The following is a 20617-nucleotide window of genomic DNA, read 5'->3' on the forward strand; positions in this document are numbered from 1 at the left end:
GAATTTATTCTGCTTTCTACTTTTTACGTTCTGTCTGAAAAAATGGGTCGCCCGGGATTTGAACCCGAGACCAATCGGTTAAAAGCCGAATGCTCTACCGCTGAGCTAGCGACCCGCGAAAACATTGTTACCGCACACAATTTCTAATAGTAGCACCCATCATTTCAAATAGCAAGTGTTTTTCAAAAAAAAGTTGCAGTCATGCGAACCAGCATCTCGCAAGTCGCGCCGGGGGGCAAATAAATCAAGTGTTCGCGAGTATTGAGGGCATTTCTAGGAGCCGTCCAAGGTTCCAAACAGTAAAAATCCTTGCCTTTCAAAGTCCAGAAAACCAACTTCCCATAGCTGGAGTTATAACTGACGGTGAGCCGCAAGCCTCGCGTCGGGTCAGTGACAGTAGCAGCAAGACCGGTCAGTTCGTCAAAGGAAACATCTATTTCGTCGAGAGTCGGGTCAAAAACCCCTGTGAAATAACCTTTCTTGTGAGTGTGGTGATCTCTGTACTGCATCCCGGGAATCTCAAAGCGCAGATTTGTCTTGTCGGGAGCTAAAAAGTAAGGATGCAAGCCGCTAGCAAAGGGCATTGGTTCGTCACCAAGATTGGTGTATTCCTGCACAATTTCCAAAGAATTGCCTTTAATTTGATAAGTAAAAGCTAATTGGAAATCAAAGGGATAAACAGTCTGGGTTTTCTCGCTGCTGTTGAGCACTAGGGTAAGAGCCGCACAACCCTCCGTAAATTGTTTTGTCGCCGTCCAAGGCAAGTCGCGAGCAAAGCCGTGCTGTTTGAGCTGCCGCTCCACTCCCTTGTGGGTATAGGTGTCGTCGGGGAGATTGCCACAGATGGGAAACAAGATGGGAATGCCGCCGCGTACAGTTAGATCGGGATTGGCGAACCGTTCCGAGTCCAAGTAAAACATTTCTTTGCCTTCAACCAGCCAGCTAGTGGCAATACCGCCCCGTTCCGGCACAACTTCTAGGGTAGAGTTTGCGGTTTCGTCGGAGAGGATATAGGTTTTGTACTGCTTTTGCTTCAGCGCGATCGCAAACACATTTGTCATTGTTAGTAGGTCGTCGATCATTGGTTGTTAGTAAATCGGTCGTTATTGACACTCCCCGGTCTGAAGACGCGGGGATTCTTAAGGACCAACTTTGGGGGATGAATCCGCCCAAAGTTTAATTCTTAAAGGGTTAGTCAGTAACCCGCTACCCACTCGCTCAGTTATTGAGTCTATGGCTACTTTTGATTTCCTAATGATGTTTGCCGCACCGTTAACATCTGCATTCAGAATTAATTTCTGACCAGAACGGTACAAACCTCGTTTAATTCTTTTACCAGACGGTTGCCAATTGTCGGGTTTTTCACCAACTTTCACGGGCAGTAAGTCTCGGTCCAAGAAGCTGGCTTTTGAGGTGTAGGATTCGTCTTGCTCTACAAATCTCCATCCTTTGAGAGCGCACTCTTGTTGTAGTCTATCTTTGACTTTAGCTGTGGGTATTTGGACAAAGTTTTGATTAGTTACGACCCCCATATTTACTTCTTGCTTAGGTCTTTTATTCCAACCAAAAACTATGACATTGATTTGGTGATTTTCGCAATACCCTATTATGGTTCTAACTGCTTTATTTACCGCGTCTCTCATTCTTCTGGCGCGAGTTTCTGACAACTGTTGCAGTCTTTTTGACGAGAAACCTTTGGGTAACTTGTATTGAGCGTGCGCCGATTGCACTCGCGCTTTTTCCTTATTAAACCACTGGTTCCAAGACTTCAGCTTTCGACCATCAATGATGAAAGGCTTACTATTACTAGAAACACAAGTCAACCAGTTATTGATGCCGTGGTCGATTCCCAAAACCCCTGTTACTTCCAGACTACAACTAGCGGCTTGTTCAGTTAGACTTTCATAGACATACTCAAGCCAGACTTCGCCATTTCTAGGGATTAGCCTGAGTTCTTTAATCTGGCAATCTTTCAGTCTTTCTGGTAAAGTCACCCAGAGCGCATCTTTCCCAAAGTGTTCTTTGCCTTTGGTTCCCAAAGGTAACCTTACCCGATTACCCACTATTTTTAAAGCTTGACCAGGATAGGAAACTTGGTACATCGCCCCTTTAGTTCTGTACTTGGGTAGCCTCGGTTTTTGATTAAGCTCTCCTTTCTTGGCTAACTTTTGTAGGGTTCGGAAAGAGCTAAAGGATTCAGCGACCGATTTTAAAGATTGTTGCGCGACTTGCGAGTAGAGTAAGCCGTAATTCTCGTTGCCTTTGGCAATTTTGTACAAATCTGGGTATTTAATTGCACCTTTGTCCTTAAAGTACCGTTGCCGACTTTCGTAAGTCCCGACATTAAACAGATTGTTTGACCACTTCAACAGTTGCTCGACAATGGTTTTGTCGAGTCCTGTTAAATGCCAAACGTCTCTTTGTACTGCGTACATCTTTTTTTACCCTCCTTGATTGATTTTACTAGAATTGGTAAATATTTAACTGGCAGGATAAATCCTGCAATGCCCTTTCATCCCTGGACTAAAGTCGCAGGGTTTTCAGGGTATTTCTTATAATTGGTCGCTGGTAGTTGATTTTCGCCCATCACCACCCTTTGCTCTCCCTGTCTCCTCACTCGGACTCTCACGGGCTAACCCACGTTCGCAGCTATAGGAGGCAGGGCTAGCCGCAGCCCAGAGCGATCGCTGCTTTTGCCGGGAACGACCCTGTTTGTCGGCTGCTCTTTGAGTGCGACTTTGAAAGATACATCGCCAGTTGGGGGAAGATAGCTTTGGGGACTGAGTACCCCTCCCGAACTCGGAGATGGTGGCGAAATAAACGGTTCTTTGATGAATGGTTCTTTGGTAAACGGATCTGGTTCCCGGCTGGGTTTTTCAGGTTTAGTGCGATTGACGCGCGATGGCAAATCTTGACTTCTAGGCGGGTTCGACTCCATAGCAGGCCCTGCCCCGTTCTGGAAAACTGAGGAGTTGTCCGGCTGTTTGGGCAAAGCCGGTACAGCGGGCAAAATCGGAGTAGGTTTGGGTTGTCCTGGGCCTGGCAGATTGGTTTCTCCTGTCAGGGGGACTGGGGAAGCCGACCCGGGCCCGTAGGTACCGCTTTTGGGTGCTCCTGGCAAGGTCGAATTTGGAGTCTTTGGTGCCAATCCGGGGTTGATTGGGGCTTCTAGAACCACAGAAGAGCGCATCGGTCGATCGAATATACTAGAAATTTGTTCGACGCGTTTGAGGATGCGATCGCCTGCTGCTCCATTCACCACTTTCGGCTGAAACTTTTTCACCTCCACAGGCAAAAATTCTACCTTCATATTCCTGTCTTTGAGGGATACTTTCAGGACTGCGGTATCGTAATCGCTGCGAGCATTCCCCCCGAATATAAAATTACCCAACGAGTAAACTATCGGGCGGCCCTTGTAAACTTCGGCACCTTGCAGGACGTGGGGATGGTGTCCCACTACCAAATCTGCACCTTGATCGATCGTGAACCGAGCCAAATCTATCTGCCAGTCCCCCGGATAATCTGCCAATTCGACTCCCCAGTGGTAATTAACAATAATCCAGTCTACCTGACCTTTGAGAGCTCGAATATCCTCTGCCACCCGATTGTTACGCCTGGGGTTGGTGCCAGCCTTACCTTGGTCGGCAGCATGAAGGTCAGCATCGTAATAACCGAGGTACGCGATCCGCTGACCCTTAACCTCAATAATATCTGGACGCCTTGCTTCTTTAAGATCTCTACCGGCTCCCAGATGCCCTATACCAGCATTATTTAGAGTATTTATAGTTTCCACCAGCCCCGGTTCCTCGTAATCCATAGCGTGGCTGTTTGCCAGATTGACAATATCCACTCCTCCTGCTGTTAATACTTTCACCGATTCTGGATCGGCTTTAAAATTTAATTGTTTTTTGCCAGAACCCAAGGTAGAGCGAGTCAGGGGGTTTTCTAGATTAACCATCGACACATCTGCTTGCCGGTACTCGTCCATATTGGCAAAAGCCCAATGGTAATCGTTGCCCCCAGATGCGGAAATCGCATCGGATAGATTCACATTTCCTCCGAACATCAGCGTTACGGTGGGGTCGTAGGGATTAGCAACCTGCTTTTGTTGCACTACAGGTACTAATTCTAAGGCCGCTTGCACAGCATCCGGACGTTTGGGAGGCGGCCCCGACATTACCGCAGCTTGGTGGTAAGCGGAGGCTGGGGACATTAGCCGTAGGGCTACAGCCTCGTGGTAGCTCACCCAACACCCTAATATAAATGATGCCAGTGCCGAGCCCACTAGCAGTAGAGAACGATATGTTTTAAATTTAACCCAATCGACGACTAATAGGGAACGGTAACGCCGCTGGTTGCGGTTTGCTGGAGTCACAATTCGTACTGACTGTTTCCAGAGAATCTCTGGTTCCCCAGCCAAGCGCGCGTGAATTCGCACTCCTTCTACTGCTGGCGAGTTGAGTCTCCAGAGTTGGTGACAAATAAATTTAACTAAGCCTTCGCGGAGAGTGCTCCCCAGTAATGTATTCTCTGGCGCAAATCCGCGTTGGAATTCTACTAGGATTTGGACGCAGCCGGCTTGAGCCTGTTCGACGCGGGCATAAATCCCCTCGGGTCGCAGCAAGCTGTCAATCCAGTAATTCAGGGCCTGAAAGTTGCCCGATCGCGCTAGCTCCAAGATAGACGGCTGCGACCAATTTTCTGCATATACCATCAATTAGCCTCCTTAACACGTTCGAGCGATGACTTCAATTTGTTTTGAACGGAACTACAATTTTTTTAGCTTAACCGCCACTTCGCTGCCCGTTTTGAAGCTAGTTTTTGGTCGCCACCATTTTCTACATTTAGGTGATGCTTGCTGTCAGTGATTTTTATCACATTTTGGGATCTGGATTGTAGATTTTTGATTTTTGATTTGAGATTTGACATTTGAGATCGATTGACATAGTCACCGCCAGATCGAACGTGCGGTGATTCTTGACGCTTCACAGGGGTCTGCTACCTTTGGTAGTCTTACGTCCCCTCTGCGCCCGTTTAGAGTCGTGGCAATGCCCTATCCCGACTTTGTTTATATTTTTAGCTGCATTCTCATCGCGATCGTGTTCAATACCACAATTCAAGCATTGAACCGAGCGGACTTTCAAATCCAACTTTCCCCACTTATATCCGCAATCAGAACAGATTTGACTGGTAGGTTCCCACCGACTAATGACCCTAAATTCCCTGTCCAACCTCTGGGACTTAGCCTCACACAACACCCTAAACTCATACCAGCCTTGTTGGCTAATTGCTCTTGAGAGTTTGCGATTCTTTACCATTCCCGACACATTCAAGTCTTCCAAAACAATTACTTGGTTTTCGTTAACTATCTTGGTTGACAATTGGTGCAAGAAATCTTTACGCAAGTCCGCTATTTGGTTGTGCAGCTTGGCTATTTTAATCCGAGTTTTATCTCTGCGCTTAGAGTTTTTGGGTTGGCGGGCCCCTTTGCGCTGTAATTTACGAACTTTCCGGTCTAACTTTTTATAGTTAGGACTTTCGGCTTTTTCTCCATTACTCATTACTGCAAAGGTTTTGATTCCTAAATCAATACCGACGCTTTGATTTTTAGCATCGACTTGAACTGGTTCAATCTCTACAACAAAGCTAAGAAAATAGCGGTTAGCGCCATCCTTGATAATCGTTACTGAGCTGGGTTTTGATGGTAGTTCCCTGGACCATATGGGCTTAACAATTCCAATTTTGGCTAAATAAACACCCTCTCCTTTAATTGAGAACCCTCCGCGCGTTAACCTTGCCGATTGGCTGTTTATACGCTTTTTGAACTTAGGATAGCCAACTTTGCGCCCCTTTCTTTTTCCTTTCCAGAACTCAAAGAAGTTCTTAAATGCTGTCTCTAAATCGGCTATTGACTGTTGCAAAGGGATATTAGAAACTTCACTTAACCAAGCTCTTTCTTCAGTCTTTTTTGCCTGAGTGATTACTATTTTCTGAATTTCAGCCGATTTGGGCTTCTTTTCGGACTGCTTACAAAGTGCAAGTGCATCATTCCAAACTACACGAACACAACCAAATAACTGAGCTAGGCTCTGTTTTTGTTGGCTGGTCGGATAAAATCTGTATTGATACCTTGCTTTCATTTTTCCTGTTATTTACTTTTACTTACTCTATCATACTATGACTTGCTGATAGAATTAGGAATAATTAAAGCCGTCCTATAAGGACGGGGCTTGTGTCCCATTAATCTTGGTCAAGGGATAATTGAAGTTGAGATTTTCCAATTTTAGCGGTAATTGCGGGCGATCGCGCTCTGTAAAACAGATGCTGCTAGGGGCGCGAACTCGTACAAGGCGAGTCAACAACCCGCTAAGTAGTATTCAATCTGCTGGCAAGGGAGTCAGTTCGATTTATGTTTTACAATTCGGGAAATTTTCGTTCTCTAACTTCTAGGGAATAATCTTGGACAGCTTGGGTAATTGTCGATCGCAAATTGACGTAAGCTTTGGCAAAAGGCGGTTGTTTTTCGGAAAGTCCCAACAAATCGGAAGTAACCAAAACTTGTCCGTCGCAGTGCGGCCCGGCGCCGATACCAATGGTGGGAATAGTTAATTTTTCGGTAATTTGAGCCGCTAAGTCTGGGGGAATGTGCTCTAGGACGATCGCAAAGGCACCTGCTTCTTGAAGTGCGATCGACTCTGCTAGGATGCGATCGGCAGATTCGGCTGTTTTGCCTTGTTTTTTGTAACCGAGTTGGTGTACCGACTGGGGAGTTAAACCAACGTGACCCATCACCGGAATCCCGGCGGATGTTAGCTGCGAAACGGTGGCCGCCATTGCTGGATATCCGCCCTCCAATTTTACAGCTTGAGCGCCAGTTTCTTTCAAAACTCTCCCGGCCGAGTGCATGGCTTGCTGGGGACTTTCCTGGTAAGTCAAAAACGGCAAATCCACAACAACTAATGCTTGCTTGACGCCGCGACGGACTGCTTTAGCGTGGTGCAGTATTTCATCGAGGGTTAGCGGTAGCGTAGTTTCGTAGCCCAATATTGGCATGGCGAGGGAATCGCCGACTAGGATGATGTCAGTGCCTGCTTGGTCGAGTAGTTGGGCGATCGCGTAATCATAACCGGTCAGCGCCACAATTCGACGCCCTTGCTGTTTCCACTGAATCAGTTGATGTGTAGTTACTGCCATTTTATTGCAAAAATATCTGGCCTTTTTTAGATAGATTAGGTACTCATGGGGATCGGGCATCGGGAATCGGGCATAGCGCATCGGGAATCGGGCATAGCGCATCGGGAATCGGGCATAACGCATACCTTACTTTTTTGAGAACCGCTATATGTCTGGTAATGGCTAATGGCTAATGGGAGGAAAGCTTTTGAACCGCAAGCTTTTCGGTGATTGCCGATTACCTTTTTTCATTACCTATTCCTCAAGCTTACCAGGAAAAATTGGTTGAAAGCCCGCCCGCCCGATCGGGAGAAATTTAAAACAGACGATTCATTACTCAAATCCTCGGACTTCCAGGTAGAGGTCAACTGTCAACTGTCAACTGTCAACTAAGGAATGGCAATTTAATAACTTAAGCAATCTCGAACTTTCAATCCTTGCCTGCAAAGCTAGCGGGCGTAAAGATGCTGAAATTATTGAATTTTCATTCCTAAATGAACTCATCTTTCGATCGAACTGCTATATGAATTGTCGATCGCCAATTTTTGCCTAGTTTCGCTCGATCGCCTCGCAGCATCCGCTAATTTCAAAGCGTACAAACTACTGGTATTCTTGACGTACAACGGCGTACCATTTAACAAACAGTCTAACACCATATCCGTATCCTTAGCAAACAAACCGCGCCGCGTTCCTACTGCGATCGCCTGCCGATTTTCTCCCTGAATCAATTGACCGGATTCGGGAGTGAAAATCAGGGTTCCGGCTTCTCCGTAGATAGTAAAAATGTTTTCCGACTGCCAAAAAGTCTCTCCTTTTCCATAAACAGCTTCAGCGACAACGCCATTGGTAAAGCGCAACTGTGCGTTGCACAAACAAGCTTTGTAGAAATCCGGCTGAGTCTCCCAAAATTGAGTTTGACAGTTAACGGTTCCGACTTCTCCGAACAAATCAGTAAATCGGTGCAGTCGAGAAATTGCCCCGATTAAGGGAAAGCCAAATAGGGAATGCTGAAAAGTCCAGCGCTGCGGTACGGTACGCTGAGGGGTAATAGTAATGTAGCGGGCATAAAAAACTTTACCGATTAATGGTAAGGATTCTTTGATTGCTTGATGCAAACCGCCTAACAGTTCGATGTGTTCGATGTGGAGGAGTTTTTGCTTTTGGGCGGCAAGGGCGATCGCCCTTTCGGCCTCAGACACATCTAAAGATAGAGGATATTCGACCACAACGTGCTTGTCATTTTCCAACGCCGCCAGGACGATCGCCCCATGATCGCGGTTCACAGTACATACAATTACCAAATCTAAATCGTCTCTTTCTACCAGCTTGCGCCAAGAAACCGCAGCCTCGGCGCCGAATGTTTGACAAAATGCTGCGGTTTTATCTGGGTTGTGGCCCGCGACTGCTACCAAGTTCGATCGGGCGTCAGCTACCAACGTCTCGGCCCTCAACTTAGCTGCAAAACCAGTACCCACAATCCCCACGCGAATAGGAGAATTTACTGCAAAACCAATGCCAGTATTAATTTGAGCCATAGGATTTTAGATTTTAGATTTTAGTTTAGTTAAAGACTTGCACCCAAGTCTGGTGCGGTATGTCGCAACCGCCACATCGGGCGCGGTCATAAATAATCTCGCGAACAAAGCCCATACTCGTTAAGCATAAATGGTTTGATGCCCGTACTGTGCAACGGTCAACTGTGGAACCCTTCAACTTCGCTGACTGTCAACTGTGGAACCCTTCAACTTCGCTGACTGTCAACTGTCAACTGTCAACTGTCAACTGTCAACTGACAAGACTGTCAACTGTCCAAGGCTGGGGGGACAAATTCCAGCAAGTCTGGCTGAAAGTCGATGACACACCGCATACCAAAAATCGGATTTTTTGGTTGTCGGGTTCAAAACAGGATTTTTTTCCGCAACCGGGTTATTTGGCGTAAGTCTTGCGGCAACAGTATCACAAGGCTGAACCCAACATAGGTATAAGTAATTAAGATGAAATTAGAAAAAGTTATAACTAATCCCATTCAAATCTTTTGTAAATAAGTGTTGCAACCTCCCTTCTTTCCCCTACTATCATAAAGGGAACGAACCTAAGAGCTAACCTTAAAGCTAATAGAGCCTTGAAGTTTGCATTAGGAAAACTTATCAATATTGTTGAATTTTTGAGAGGATTAGTGCATGGCAACTTACAAAGTTACCCTCATCAGCGAAGCCGAAGGAATCAACCAGACCATTGACGTTGATGACGATACTTACATTCTTGATGCTGCCGAAGAAGCAGGACTCGACCTCCCGTATTCTTGCCGCGCTGGAGCTTGCTCCACCTGCGCTGGCAAAATTACTGCTGGCGAAATTGACCAATCTGACCAATCTTTCTTGGATGACGACCAAATCGAGGCCGGATTTGTTCTGACCTGCGTCGCTTATCCTAAGTCTGATTGTACGATCGAAACTCACCAAGAAGAATCTCTCTACTAAGAAAGGATTCACAGGCGCGGTGCGCTAATTGACCCGGTTTCTTGTTTTCGTAATTGAGCTGTTTGGGCTTAATTACGTTAAGAGACTGGGTTTTTGTATTGAAAGACGGCGATAAAGATCGGACGTGCGGTTGAAATCGCGTCTATACAAAAAATGTCCGCAGCAGACGGCGGTTAGAAACCGCGTCTATACAAACGATGTCCGCAGCAGACGGCGGTTAGAAACCGCGTCTATACAAACGATGTCCGCAGCAGACGGCGGTTAGAAACCGCGTCTATACAAACGATGTCCGCCGGACGCCGACTCAAGAAATCCGCAGCAGACGGCGGTTAGAAACCGCGTCTATACAAACGATGTCCGCAGCAGACGGCGGTTGAAACCGCGTCTATACAAACGATGTCCGCCGGACGCGGACTCAAGAAATCCGCAGCAGACGGCGGTTAGAAACCGCGTCTATACAAACGATGTCCGCAGCAGACGGCGGTTGAAACCGCGTCTATACAAACGATGTCCGCCGGACGCCGACTCAAGAAAGAAGATAAGGTAAATTTAACCGGCCACTCTTCAACCCGCGGAGGCGGGTTTTGTTTGTGTAGACGCGGTTTCAACCGCCGAATCTTATGCCGAATCTGATGCTATTCCCGCCAAAATGTAATGGAATCGTTGAGGGGCACAACTTGAGCGCCGGGAAAATAAAAACTCAGAATACGATCGCCACTCCAGCCCAAATTAGCTAAATTGTAAGAACCGGTTTGACTCATTCCCACGCCGTGTCCGAAACCGCCTCCGACAAAAGCATAACCGTTGAGAGTTTTGTCTGGATTGTAAATTGGATCGAGGTAAAACAGCGTGCTAATCGGCGGGAAAAAAGCATTGCGAATCTCATCTTTATCGATATCGATGGGGCCCAAATTAGTTTGTACCTTCATCTGCAAAACTCTACCAGCAGCCGACCTTTCCACCACTTCAACTTTTGTGAGAGTTTTAAAATTAGCTAGCGGGTGCTTTTTCTTCTGAAGATACTGCCGCAGAAACCCACCAATCGATGTCAGTGAGACTTCTTCGCGCCAGCGGAAGGTTTCTTCTTTTTCCTCATTAAACCCTGCTTTCAGAGTCATAAAGCGGCGGAAGTTGGTTTCGTCAGACAAGCTCTGCTTTGTCAAGTCCCAGATGTTCTTGGGGGAATCGACGATCGATCGCAAATATGGACGTTCCGGGCCGTGCCACACATCGCCGAAAGTCGCTGTCACGCCGCCGCTAGATGCGGAATAGAGCGCGTCTACGAGCTGATTTTCGTAAGTTAGCACTAAACCTGCTGTTTGGGCGATCGCCTTATCACTTTGGGGGAAAACCTCTGTCAAACCTTTATAAACTTGACAGTTAACATCAGCGCACAACTCGTAATTATCTACAGCAAAGCGGCGCAAATTTCTGAGGGCGTAAGTTCTCGCCAAAATAGTTTGAGCGACAATCGAAGCGTAGGGCGAAAAAGCGCCAATTTCGTGAGGGACAACACCGCGCAAATAAGTTTCAGTTGGCACATTATTGACTAAAGTATAAGTGCCGTAAGAATTTTTTTGTAATTGCAAACTGCCACCATAACGGCGAGTTTGTTGAATAGCTTTTTCTGGATCGATAGCTGTCGCCTCTTGGGTAGTTTGTTCAAATACCTCAATTACATTTTTACCAGCCGTGATATCCAACTCATTGCGGTTGAAACGAAAGCCATTTAACAGCCAAAACGTTTGAGGTATTTGTTTAAAAACTTTCGTATCTAAAAAAGCCGTTTTGTTACCTTGAGCTTGCAAACTTTGCAACAGCCAGCGCCGCACCAAAGGAGAATTATAAGTATCTCTTTTCGCCCAAACTTGCCAGCGCAAAGGTTGAGCAATTTCCACATCAATACCCTTAGCACGCCACTGATTGGCACTATCTTCTGCACTCTCAAAACTGCGGTGGGAACTCAGAACAACTCGTTCTTCTACTAATGGTGCTTCCAGAGGTTTATTGGCAATTTCTAGTTTGATGCTGGCGGTAGTTTTGGTTTCTATGCCTTGGGGAGTTTTGTAACTTAATGTTAAGCTGTCACCGGGTAAAGCTTTCAGCGTTAGTTTATCGGTAGGTTTAGTACCAAAGCGCTGCACTACGCCGATTTTGATGACTCTATTTTGGGGAGTTTGGGCGTATCCAGCAGCGTTGGAAAGGGGCAACAGGCACAAGGCGCTGAAAACAGTGCTAGAAATGCAGCTAAACCATTTGTAATTGGGAGTTTGAGGTGCTTGAGCGAACACGGTTATCTATCTCCCGATAGTTAAAATTTGGGGATTTGCGATCGTTACGTTAGCACATTTGGCTGCTGGTACAGCGGAATTGCCAAAGATATGCCAGTCGTATGGTGTGGATCCTGCGATAAATCCCTAAAAAAGAGCGACTTTTCGAGTAGCGACGCACCTAGTTTGTAGGGTGTGTCGCTTCCTATATCTTGGATAGAACTTGCAGATTTACAGGTGGCGACGCACCTTACACGACATATCGCCCGCGCTAGTGTGTACCACACATACATGAAATATGCGATAAATCCATAAAAAAGAGCGACTTTTCGAGCAGCGACGCACCTTGCAAAATAGTTACGATCTCAGAAACCGGGTTTCTGCGTAGATTTCTCGCCACTAAACACGAAATTTCGTAGAAACCCGGTTTCTAGCCTCCGATGAGAAGCCCTGAAACTATCCAAACTTTAGGAACTGGTTTTTCACATACTCCATCAATACAGGCTGGAGTGTGAAAAGCGTTTTCTCACCTTGTTTCACTTTTTCAATTAATAAACGCCGTCCCAAGGATTGCACAGCTTGTAATAAGGTGGATGGGGATAATTCGAGATTGGCTGAAATTTTTGATATTTCAACAGGTTCGACTTCACTAGCTAACCAGGATATAACTTGTTTTTCTGAGTCAAATAGGCGATCGCACTGCTGCTCCAATAGTGACTCTAAGTCACCTAAAAATAGGGTATCATAGGAAAAAAACTCGGAAACGCTGCCACCGAATAAGTCTTGAATCATAGTTGAAACTATATTTAACGATAAGGGATTGCCTCGGTAAAGGTCAATCAGTTCTGACCATTTGTCCGGTTCTGCTAAACCTTTTTCTCTGACTATTTCTTGTGCTTCCGAGCCTAAACCGTTGAGTGGCAGAGATTTGCAGGGGCGGTTTTCGCCTTCTAAGGCGGCAATTTCTCTGGGTTTTTCCCAACTGAGTAAAATTAAGCAACTGTTGTGAGATGATTCTGCTAGTTGTTTGAAGAATGTGCCGTAATTTTCATAGCCTGGTTGGTAATTGCCTGCGAGTTGTCCGCTGCTGAAGATTGTTTGTATGTCATCAAGGATTAGGAGACAGCGGGATGAACGCAGGTATTCTAGTAGGGGCAATCCCCCTGTGGTTCCCCTTTCTTCAGCGGCGGGCACGGGGGCACCGCCCCTACAAAGGAATTGAATTAGGTTTGTTTGCAGGGTTTGCAGGGGTGGAGAATTGCGGAGGCTACGGTAAATAATATAATCGAATTCCTGTTGAATTTGTGGGATTAGTTGGAGAGTAAGGGCAGTTTTGCCAATGCCGGATAAGCCGTATATGGTGATGAGGCGGGTGCGGTTTTCCAAAATCCACTGTTTGAGGGTGGTGAGTTCGGATGTGCGGTTATAGAATAGGTTGGGCTCTGGTGCGTCGCCTAAGTCTATCTGAGGCATTTTAGCAGTTGGTTGGGAGTTTTGGGGAGTTTTGGGCGATCGCTTTTGTGGAACTTCCGAAGATTGCAAAGTTTCTCCACACATATTGACGTTACCATTACCAATTTGTACGCAGTGCCCAGAATTGGAAATATTAGATGCTATCCATTTCTCCCACCTAGATCGAAAATTCAACTTACTCACGTCTTCTTCTAAAGCAACTGACAGTAATTTCCATAATTTGAAGCCAACCTCTTTAATATATTTTTCTGAGCGATGGTTGCGCTGGGCAATTTCCCTATATTTTTGATTATCCCAAGCACCGCGTAAAATAGACTTTTGCAGACTGTCTAATTGTTGGCCAGTTGTAGTAAAAGTCAAATGATTGGCAATTTGTAAGACTTCTTCGATGTCCATTAGTCTGGTTTATACAAGGATTGTCATCTATTATAACCTAACTAAATATGACTTTATAGGTTTTGATCAACTAAATATGGCTTTTTATGGCTTAGTTTAGATAAAAATATCTACCAAAAATGACTTTTTCCGACTTGACAAAATTTAGCTCTTAAACAAAAATTGATATTGAAAGGGTAAATCTTATACAAATCACTACTGACCCATACCAGTAATGACCGCGCTAAGTATTCTGGAACACACCTTACTGTGAAGGAATAGACCAAGCTTGAGGATGCAAAAGCCAAATTCGTTATGCTTGGTTAAGCAGGGTGCAAATTTACAACACGAATGATTGGCAATATTGCCTATATTCTCAAGGAGACGGGTTACTTTGCAACCCGCTGTAATACCTCTATGGTCTAACTTAAAAGACTAGAGGAAGCTTTTGATTGAGGAATATTACTAATGACGTTAATTAAGGAAAATACCCAATGTCATATAATCAGTTGATACCATCACAACTGAATCAACTATTTCCTCAAGTAAACAGTGATTCAGATCAGAAAGATAAAACTATTAAGACATCTTTGTTGGAGGTGGTTAAGAATACTCTTGTATTTGATAACACAGTATATCAAATACGCAATATATCTACTCTTGCACTAGCTGATCTCACAAAAACATACGCGATTAACACATCTGTACCATCCTGGTATTGGTTTTTACTTGCACTCGGCTTCATTCTTATTTCTGCTTATGGTCTTGGTATTCTCATTCTGATTTTCGTGGGTTGGCTGTTTTGGCGACACCATAATCTGGAAAAAAGCCGAACCGTCGAGAACTATGGGCTAAGAATTCGTATGAACTCAGCAGAAGAAGTCATCCTCACAAGTAATAGTAAAGACTTTATTGTGAGAATTATTGTAACTCTGTACAACATTATGAATACTGAAGAAGCAAAAGCTTTGGCATTCAATTTTGATACTCTTCAAATCGAAGATAAATCTATCAAGATTGAAAAAAGCTACGGTTCATCAGTCATATCTGGGCACGTTACAGGTAATAATGTTGTCAATAATATCTAGTAATCTACAGAGATAAGTTACTCCAATTTTTGTAATAAAGAGGAAAAAGTAATGATTGACAAATCAATAAAGGCTGGTGATATTATCGGTGGCGTTGTTAATACTGGTGAAGTAGGTGGTGGCATTTCTGTCAACAGTGTCAACACTATTAACAATAAGACAAATGAAGAGAAGAAAAGTTTTGCAGAAGCGGCAGCAGAAATCCAGCAGCTTTTAGATCAGTTATCTCAGACCTACCCAACAAAAACGTATATCGAGAAACACGAAGTTGCTACAAAAGCTATGGAAGAAATTGAAAAAAAGCCCGATGTGAAGAAAAAGGTACTTAAAGCTTTGAAAGCGGGTGGAGTAGCGGCACTAATGGAACTTACAAATAATCCCGTCGTAAAAATTCTCACTCCAATGCTTGAAAGTTTACTAGAAGAAAGCAAGTAAGCCTTAGTATCCAGATTTTATAAAAAGAGCGATCGCCCTTCGTCTCCCAACTTTCTGAAAAAGCACGCGCAGCGCAGCTATCCCTACGAGATAGCCCATCTTCCCCCCCATAACTTGTAAAAATGATTCATCCGAGATAAACTAGGTAATAGAAAGCAAGCAACCTCTGATGATGGAAGCAAAAAAACCTATGAGCACTCAAAGCTTCACAGCCATCATTTATAAAGAAGAAGATATGTACATTGCCGAATGTCCAGAAGTCGGCACAGTCGATCAGGGCGAAACAATAGAAGAAGCGATCGCCAACCTTAAAGAAGCTACAAGACTTTATCTCGAAGAGTGTCCCTTACCAAAAATAAGTCCCAGGTTTGTAACTAGCATAGAGGTTAGGTATGCCTAGATTGCCCAGGATATCTAGTCTAGAAGCAATTCGTGTGCTAGAACGTCTAGGCTTCTATCAAGTTAGGCAAACGGGTAGCCATATTGTCCTCAAAAAACCTCTCCCAGACGGAGAAATTGTTTGCGTTGTGCCACTCCACCGCGAGTTGAAAATTGGTACTCTTAGCGGTGTTCTAAAGCAAGCAAAGGTCACACCTGATGAGTTTATAGCGAATTTATAAATGCCAATAACCCGGTTTCTCTGATACGCGATCGCCCTTCGTCTCCCAACTTTCTAAAAAAGCACGCGCAGTTATTATAGGGTGCGTCAGGCTGAATGTGGCGATCGCAGATTAAGCATTTTTCTCTGACACACCCTACGGTTAGTTATTATAGTCATTGTAGGGTGCGTCAGGGCTGAATGTTTCGATCGCAGACTAAGCATTTTTCTCTGACGCACCCTACGGTTAGTTTTTTATTTTTGTTTCCAATATTGACAAGCAGCATAGGCCAAGGTGACAGCGCCCGTCACAATAGAGGCTTCATCCACTTCAAACTGCGGGTGGTGGAGGGGATAGTTAGGTTTGTCAGCAAGCCCGACTCCCAAGCGAAACATCGTTCCCGGCGCGTGTTCTAGGTACATCGAAAAATCTTCCGCGCCGAGGGATGGTTCTGGTAAAATTTGAACGCGCGATCGACCTAAAGCTTCCAAAGCCGACGCTTCTAATAATTGGGTAAGTTTTGGATCGTTTTGCACTCCCGGCACGCCGCGCTTGTAGTTGAGTTCGTACTTAGCGCCGTAAGTCTGACAGACGCTGGAGACAATTTGTTCGATCCAAGCGGGCAGCTTTTCGTAGGTTTCTGGATGTAGCGATCGCACCGTGCCCAATAATTTTACGCGATCGGCAATCACATTTGGTGCTCGTCCGCCACTAATTTGCCCGATCGTCAAAACCACAGGCCTCAAAGGATTTTGCGTGCGACTAATCGCCTGCTGCAAAGTAGTAATAATCTGAGAAGCAATCCAAATTGCATCGATCGCCTCGTGGGGACGCGCGCCGTGGCCGGATTCGCCGATGACAATCAATTCTAGGTCATCTGCCGCCGCCGTTAGTGCCCCGTGGCGGATGCCAATACAACCGCCCGGAATCGTCGGAAAAACGTGCACTCCGAGGATGCCGTCAACATCTTTCATCACGCCATCAGCAATCATCCAGCGCGCGCCTTGGGCAATTTCTTCGGCCGGCTGAAACAAGAAACGGACATTACCAGAAAATTTTTCTTTTAACTCAGACAATATCATTGCTGCGCCCAAACCCACTGTGGTGTGGATGTCGTGGCCGCAGGCGTGCATGACTCCTTCGTTTTTTGAGGCAAATTCTAAGTTTGTGCGTTCTTGAATCGGCAAAGCGTCCATATCGGTGCGAATCGCCAGCCATCGCGACTCGTTGCTGTTACCTTTGAGTTCGCCGATGACGCCGGTTTTGCCGATGCCTTCGGTGGCGCGGACTCCGCTGGAAGCCAAAACTCCGGCTACGTAGGCGGCGGTTTGATGTTCTTGGCCGCTGAGTTCGGGATGCGAGTGGATGTGGCGGCGAATTTCGATCAGGCGGGGGGCGAGGGTGGCGGCTATTTCTTGGATGCGGGCAAGCATGAATTTTGTTGGGGAGAGCTGTAGTTAACTAGGTTAACGCAGATGCTTGGCTGTGGCACTGAGATTTGTTTTTATTAACCGCAGAGGGCGCAGAGGGCGCAGAGAAAAGAGAGAAAAGAGAGTTAGGTAGAAATCGGGAATAATTGTGTCTTTATTATTCATCTCTCTCTTCTCTTCCTCTGTGTTCTCTGTGTCCTCTGCGGTTTAAGAATTCTTAAATAACAGTAAACAACAATGTCATTTTTCGCGATCGGGTTCGTCCTCCTCATACACCATTAAATCCCCGGGCTGACAATTCAGTGCTTTGCACAAAGCGCTGAGAGTTGCTTCGTCGATTCTGGTGAGTCGGCGGCGGGTTTTGATTTTAGACACGGAAGTGGGGTGCATTCCAATTAAAGCAGCCAATTCTTTATTGCTGATATTGCGATCGGCCATTACAACTGCCAATTTCCAACGGATCACTGCTGACACTCAACTGCTGGCCATGATATTGCAAGCTGATGTTACCATTTTGCAACCTTCAATTTCTCTTAAGTTGCCGTTACGACAATTTATATTGTCGTAGCGCTTGACAAGTGGCAGCCATTGAACTAGACTCAGGATGTACAAACGGAAAAGCGATCGCTCCCGGGCCTGGAAAACTTGAGGGCGATCGCAATTCCACTACTTTTGTAGTTCAAAGCCTATGATATCACAGCCAAAGTCTGTTCCCGAGCTGCTCCGGGAAGAAATTCCTGATGTACCCGCTGGTAAACAACCGATTCGTTTGCTGATTTGTGGCGTTCCGAAAGCGGTAGAAAGCATTGTTAATCTGCTGCACGTTTTAGGTTTTGCACAAGTTGGGGAATGGAGCCCGCCTCTACCTTCGCCTCTAGCGGGTGAGGTGATTCGGATTTTAACTCGTTATTGGTAAGACTGATTGCGGAGGTCGATCGCACTTTTTGCGTTAAGTGCGATCGACCTTACGAATATTGTTACCTCACAGCCAGAAGCTCATTCAGCTTATTTTTCAACTCTGGGGATGCCATTAATGGATTATATACTTCTCCCTCGTATGGTTGCCAAACATAACTAGGACTAAATGGTCGAAAAACTGGTAATATTTCTATCCCATGAGTAAGTTCCTTTGCTAAAACTAATCCAGGAATAGATAACTTAGATAAATCCTCCATAAGTTCACTATAGGTTCTGAATTCATCAACTTCAACCCCAACCAAAGCATAGCGAAACCAAGGAGCAAACCGTAGAGTTAGATAAAATAAAATACCTAACTCTGTCATTACATAAGCGCTTTCAGGGCTATCTATTCCCACTTCACTAACATTATTGGGATAAACCCGACACCACCAGTTTCGATCCATATCTTGAAAAGTATCTGTTCGACATAGACATTGGCGATTATTTGACAGCATCCATTCTATGCCTTCAAAGTGTTGAGCAAATTTATTAACATTGCTTTCATCAGAGCCACACTCTGCCGATAAACTGAATATCCACGCCATCTAAGTAGGAGACTGAAAAGTTTTCCTATACAATGCCAATACTTGATTATTTTGAGTAAAATCTGATGTGGCAGTTTTATCCAATTTATCCAATATTGCAATAACCATGTTTGAAGTAGTTTCACAAGCCCATTTAGCAGCCTTAGCATTGCTAACTAGCAATGTTATTGACTGAACACTTGTATACTGTTGAAGAATTCCCTTACTTCGCAGCCTTTCTATGAGTTTCCGTCCTACATACTTATATATTTCATCTTCATCAGGCTCTATCAGATCTTCGGGCTTAAGATGGACTAAGCAATCACGTAATTTGAATAAGTCTGCAAAGTCTTGGTAAGGAGAACTTCCTTTGTCAAACTTGCTTCCCAATGCCTCGCTGGCTAACATAAACTTTTCCCCTGTACTTTTCCACTTACCATTAGGCTTTTTGGCAGATATACTGTCTGTGCTAGGTTCCTGTATTGCCTCGATTAACTTGTCAAGCCAATCCTCACTAGATCCAGACAGCTTTTCCATCTTTGCAATGGCTAGCAACTCATTAATAAATGCCTCAAGTGCCAGAGCAGAAAAAACAATTGCGACCATTGCATCCCTCTGTTTATGCTTTACATTACCTTTACTTGCTTTCTGGTATCCATCTTTTGCAATTTCAAATAAATAATCGGAGTCTATAATAAATCCTGGGGGTGGTTGCATAGGTTTCTTCATGTGTAATCTCTTTCTAGCATCTAAGGTTGGCTTTTAGGATCAAGTTGCTTGAGGCGTTTTGCCTTTCCCCTGTCAATATCCTCTTCCCATAGTTCTTTCTATATCTTGTACAACTTGTTCAACAGCACCAACAAAACTTAAATCTTTGCGCCAGTAATGACACGCAAGAGAAGCACCTAAAACTGTCTCAATAAAATCATCAGCAGTAGGCATCAAGTTTCTTGTCAGCACTGTGACGATTGTGGAGCGGAACTCTTCAATCTGTGCCTGGGTATATTCAGCATACTCAGGATTACCGGAACGACCAACATCAACAACTTTAATCCTTACCATGTTGTGACTCTCACCTTGTACCATAGTTCCATTGCCTTTTCATAGTAAGCCATTTGGCCTTGTGCTTTAAACAATTGTGCGGCTTTCTGTAAATCCTCAAGAGCCCCTTTTTTATCTCCTAATTCGCTACGGACTTTACCCCGGTTGAAGTAGGCTAAAGCATAGTCAGGCTTAAGTTCAATCGCTTTATTATAATCGGCGATCGCCCCTTTTTTATCTCCTAAATCATAACGGACTAGACCCCGGTTGTTGTAGGCAAAAGCATAGTCAGGCTGAAGTTCAATCGCTTTATTATAATCGGCGATCGCCCCTTGTTTATCTCCTAATTCGCTACGGACTATACCCCGGTTGTAGTAGGCATCAGCATTGTCAGGCTGAAGTTCAATCGCTTTATTCAAATCGGCGATCGCCCCTTTTTTATCTCCTAAATTATAACGGACTTTACCCCGGTTGCTGTAGGCTAAAGCTAAGTCAGGCTGAAGTTCAATCGCTTTATTATAATCGGCGATCGCCCCTTTTTTATCTCCTAATTCGCTACGGACTTTACCCCGGTTGTTGTAGGCTTGAGCTAAGTCAGGCTGAAGTTCAATCGCTTTATTGAAATCGGCGATCGCCCCTTGTTTATCTCCTAATTCGCTACGGACGTTACCCCGGTTGTTGTAGGCTTGAGCTAAGTCAGGCTGAAGTTCAATCGCTTTATTGAAATCGGCGATCGCCCCTTTTTTATCTCCTAAATCATTACGGACTA

21 protein-coding genes and 1 tRNA gene are annotated in these 20617 nt (G+C 45.0%); 7 read left to right on the forward strand and 15 right to left on the reverse strand.

Annotation, left to right across the window (positions count from 1 at the left end; genetic code table 11):
• Positions 1 to 43: 43 nt before the first annotated feature.
• From QZW82_RS07955 to QZW82_RS07985, 7 genes are all read right to left on the reverse strand, one after another.
• Positions 44 to 115, reverse strand: a tRNA-Lys gene (locus QZW82_RS07955).
• A 67-nt stretch (positions 116 to 182) separates the two neighbouring features.
• Entirely contained in the window at positions 183 to 1082 is a 900-nt protein-coding gene (locus QZW82_RS07960) for an aldose epimerase (protein WP_293146809.1), read from the reverse strand.
• 57 nt (positions 1083 to 1139) lie between these two features.
• Positions 1140 to 2435, reverse strand: coding sequence for a transposase (locus QZW82_RS07965; protein ID WP_293146810.1), 1296 nt, complete (start codon positions 2433 to 2435; stop codon positions 1140 to 1142).
• A gap of 197 nt (positions 2436 to 2632) precedes the next feature.
• Positions 2633 to 4714 carry a CapA family protein gene (locus QZW82_RS07970; RefSeq protein WP_293146811.1) on the reverse strand — a complete coding sequence of 694 codons (2082 nt, stop codon included), beginning with the start codon at positions 4712 to 4714 and terminating at the stop codon, positions 2633 to 2635.
• Between the two features lie 271 nt (positions 4715 to 4985).
• Positions 4986 to 6140: a transposase gene (locus tag QZW82_RS07975; RefSeq protein ID WP_293146812.1), complete on the reverse strand. Its 1155-nt coding sequence runs from the start codon at positions 6138 to 6140 to the stop codon at positions 4986 to 4988.
• Between the two features lie 274 nt (positions 6141 to 6414).
• A complete protein-coding gene (gene panB, locus QZW82_RS07980) occupies positions 6415 to 7194 on the reverse strand; it encodes a 3-methyl-2-oxobutanoate hydroxymethyltransferase (RefSeq protein WP_293146876.1) in 780 nt (259 codons plus the stop codon).
• A gap of 479 nt (positions 7195 to 7673) precedes the next feature.
• Positions 7674 to 8708, reverse strand: coding sequence for a Gfo/Idh/MocA family oxidoreductase (locus QZW82_RS07985; RefSeq protein WP_293146813.1), 1035 nt, complete (start codon positions 8706 to 8708; stop codon positions 7674 to 7676).
• A 149-nt stretch (positions 8709 to 8857) separates the two neighbouring features.
• On the opposite strand from QZW82_RS07985, the gene QZW82_RS07990 reads away from it, so the two are divergent.
• Together QZW82_RS07990 and QZW82_RS07995 are read left to right on the forward strand one after the other, a co-directional pair.
• Positions 8858 to 9112, forward strand: coding sequence for a hypothetical protein (locus QZW82_RS07990; protein WP_293146814.1), 255 nt, complete (start codon positions 8858 to 8860; stop codon positions 9110 to 9112).
• A 241-nt stretch (positions 9113 to 9353) separates the two neighbouring features.
• Positions 9354 to 9653: a ferredoxin gene (locus tag QZW82_RS07995; protein ID WP_293129326.1), complete on the forward strand. Its 300-nt coding sequence runs from the start codon at positions 9354 to 9356 to the stop codon at positions 9651 to 9653.
• A gap of 635 nt (positions 9654 to 10288) precedes the next feature.
• Here the strand turns inward: QZW82_RS07995 and QZW82_RS08000 are convergent.
• Both QZW82_RS08000 and QZW82_RS08005 read right to left on the reverse strand, forming a co-directional pair.
• The gene (locus QZW82_RS08000) at positions 10289 to 11944 is read right to left on the reverse strand and encodes a SpoIID/LytB domain-containing protein (RefSeq protein WP_293146815.1); all 1656 of its coding nucleotides are present in this window, start codon (positions 11942 to 11944) and stop codon (positions 10289 to 10291) included.
• A gap of 435 nt (positions 11945 to 12379) precedes the next feature.
• A complete protein-coding gene (locus tag QZW82_RS08005) occupies positions 12380 to 13792 on the reverse strand; it encodes an ATP-binding protein (protein ID WP_293146817.1) in 1413 nt (470 codons plus the stop codon).
• Between the two features lie 473 nt (positions 13793 to 14265).
• Here QZW82_RS08005 and QZW82_RS08010 point away from each other — a divergent pair, with 473 nt between their 5' ends.
• The 4 genes from QZW82_RS08010 (at position 14266) to QZW82_RS08025 (ending at position 15914) form a co-directional block, all read left to right on the forward strand.
• Complete coding sequence (locus QZW82_RS08010; protein ID WP_293146819.1) at positions 14266 to 14859, forward strand: DUF6232 family protein; 594 nt, start codon at positions 14266 to 14268, stop codon at positions 14857 to 14859.
• A 51-nt stretch (positions 14860 to 14910) separates the two neighbouring features.
• On the forward strand, positions 14911 to 15294 hold the full coding sequence (locus QZW82_RS08015; RefSeq protein WP_293146821.1) for a hypothetical protein: 384 nt from the start codon (positions 14911 to 14913) through the stop codon (positions 15292 to 15294).
• A gap of 190 nt (positions 15295 to 15484) precedes the next feature.
• Positions 15485 to 15694 carry a type II toxin-antitoxin system HicB family antitoxin gene (locus tag QZW82_RS08020; protein ID WP_293146823.1) on the forward strand — a complete coding sequence of 70 codons (210 nt, stop codon included), beginning with the start codon at positions 15485 to 15487 and terminating at the stop codon, positions 15692 to 15694.
• A complete protein-coding gene (locus tag QZW82_RS08025) occupies positions 15687 to 15914 on the forward strand; it encodes a type II toxin-antitoxin system HicA family toxin (RefSeq protein ID WP_293146825.1) in 228 nt (75 codons plus the stop codon). The genes QZW82_RS08020 and QZW82_RS08025 overlap by 8 nt, the downstream gene beginning before the upstream one ends.
• 233 nt (positions 15915 to 16147) lie before the next feature.
• On the opposite strand, the gene QZW82_RS08030 is transcribed toward QZW82_RS08025, so the two are convergent.
• Both QZW82_RS08030 and QZW82_RS08035 read right to left on the reverse strand, forming a co-directional pair.
• A complete protein-coding gene (locus tag QZW82_RS08030; RefSeq protein WP_293146827.1) occupies positions 16148 to 17326 on the reverse strand; it encodes a M20 family metallopeptidase in 1179 nt (392 codons plus the stop codon).
• A gap of 237 nt (positions 17327 to 17563) precedes the next feature.
• Positions 17564 to 17797, reverse strand: a complete 234-nt coding sequence (locus tag QZW82_RS08035) for a helix-turn-helix transcriptional regulator (RefSeq protein WP_293146829.1) — start codon at positions 17795 to 17797, stop codon at positions 17564 to 17566.
• Positions 17798 to 18011: 214 nt separating this feature from the next.
• Between QZW82_RS08035 and QZW82_RS08040 the strand changes: the two genes are divergently transcribed.
• Positions 18012 to 18239, forward strand: coding sequence for a hypothetical protein (locus QZW82_RS08040; protein ID WP_293146831.1), 228 nt, complete (start codon positions 18012 to 18014; stop codon positions 18237 to 18239).
• Between the two features lie 61 nt (positions 18240 to 18300).
• On the opposite strand, the gene QZW82_RS08045 is transcribed toward QZW82_RS08040, so the two are convergent.
• From QZW82_RS08045 to QZW82_RS08060, 4 genes are all read right to left on the reverse strand, one after another.
• Positions 18301 to 18828, reverse strand: a complete 528-nt coding sequence (locus tag QZW82_RS08045) for a hypothetical protein (RefSeq protein ID WP_293146833.1) — start codon at positions 18826 to 18828, stop codon at positions 18301 to 18303.
• Positions 18829 to 19524, reverse strand: a complete 696-nt coding sequence (locus QZW82_RS08050) for a hypothetical protein (protein ID WP_293146835.1) — start codon at positions 19522 to 19524, stop codon at positions 18829 to 18831. It lies immediately after the preceding gene.
• Positions 19525 to 19608: 84 nt separating this feature from the next.
• Positions 19609 to 19869 (reverse strand): hypothetical protein, encoded by a 261-nt coding sequence (locus tag QZW82_RS08055; protein WP_293146837.1) that lies wholly within the window; start codon positions 19867 to 19869, stop codon positions 19609 to 19611.
• Positions 19863 to 20617, reverse strand: a 755-nt coding sequence (locus QZW82_RS08060) for a tetratricopeptide repeat protein (RefSeq protein WP_293146839.1), incomplete at its 5' end; no start/stop codon positions are given. The genes QZW82_RS08055 and QZW82_RS08060, both read right to left, overlap by 7 nt.

The sequence above is a fragment of the Microcoleus sp. bin48.metabat.b7b8b9.023 genome, assembly GCF_013299185.1.
Taxonomy (GTDB): domain Bacteria; phylum Cyanobacteriota; class Cyanobacteriia; order Cyanobacteriales; family Microcoleaceae; genus Microcoleus.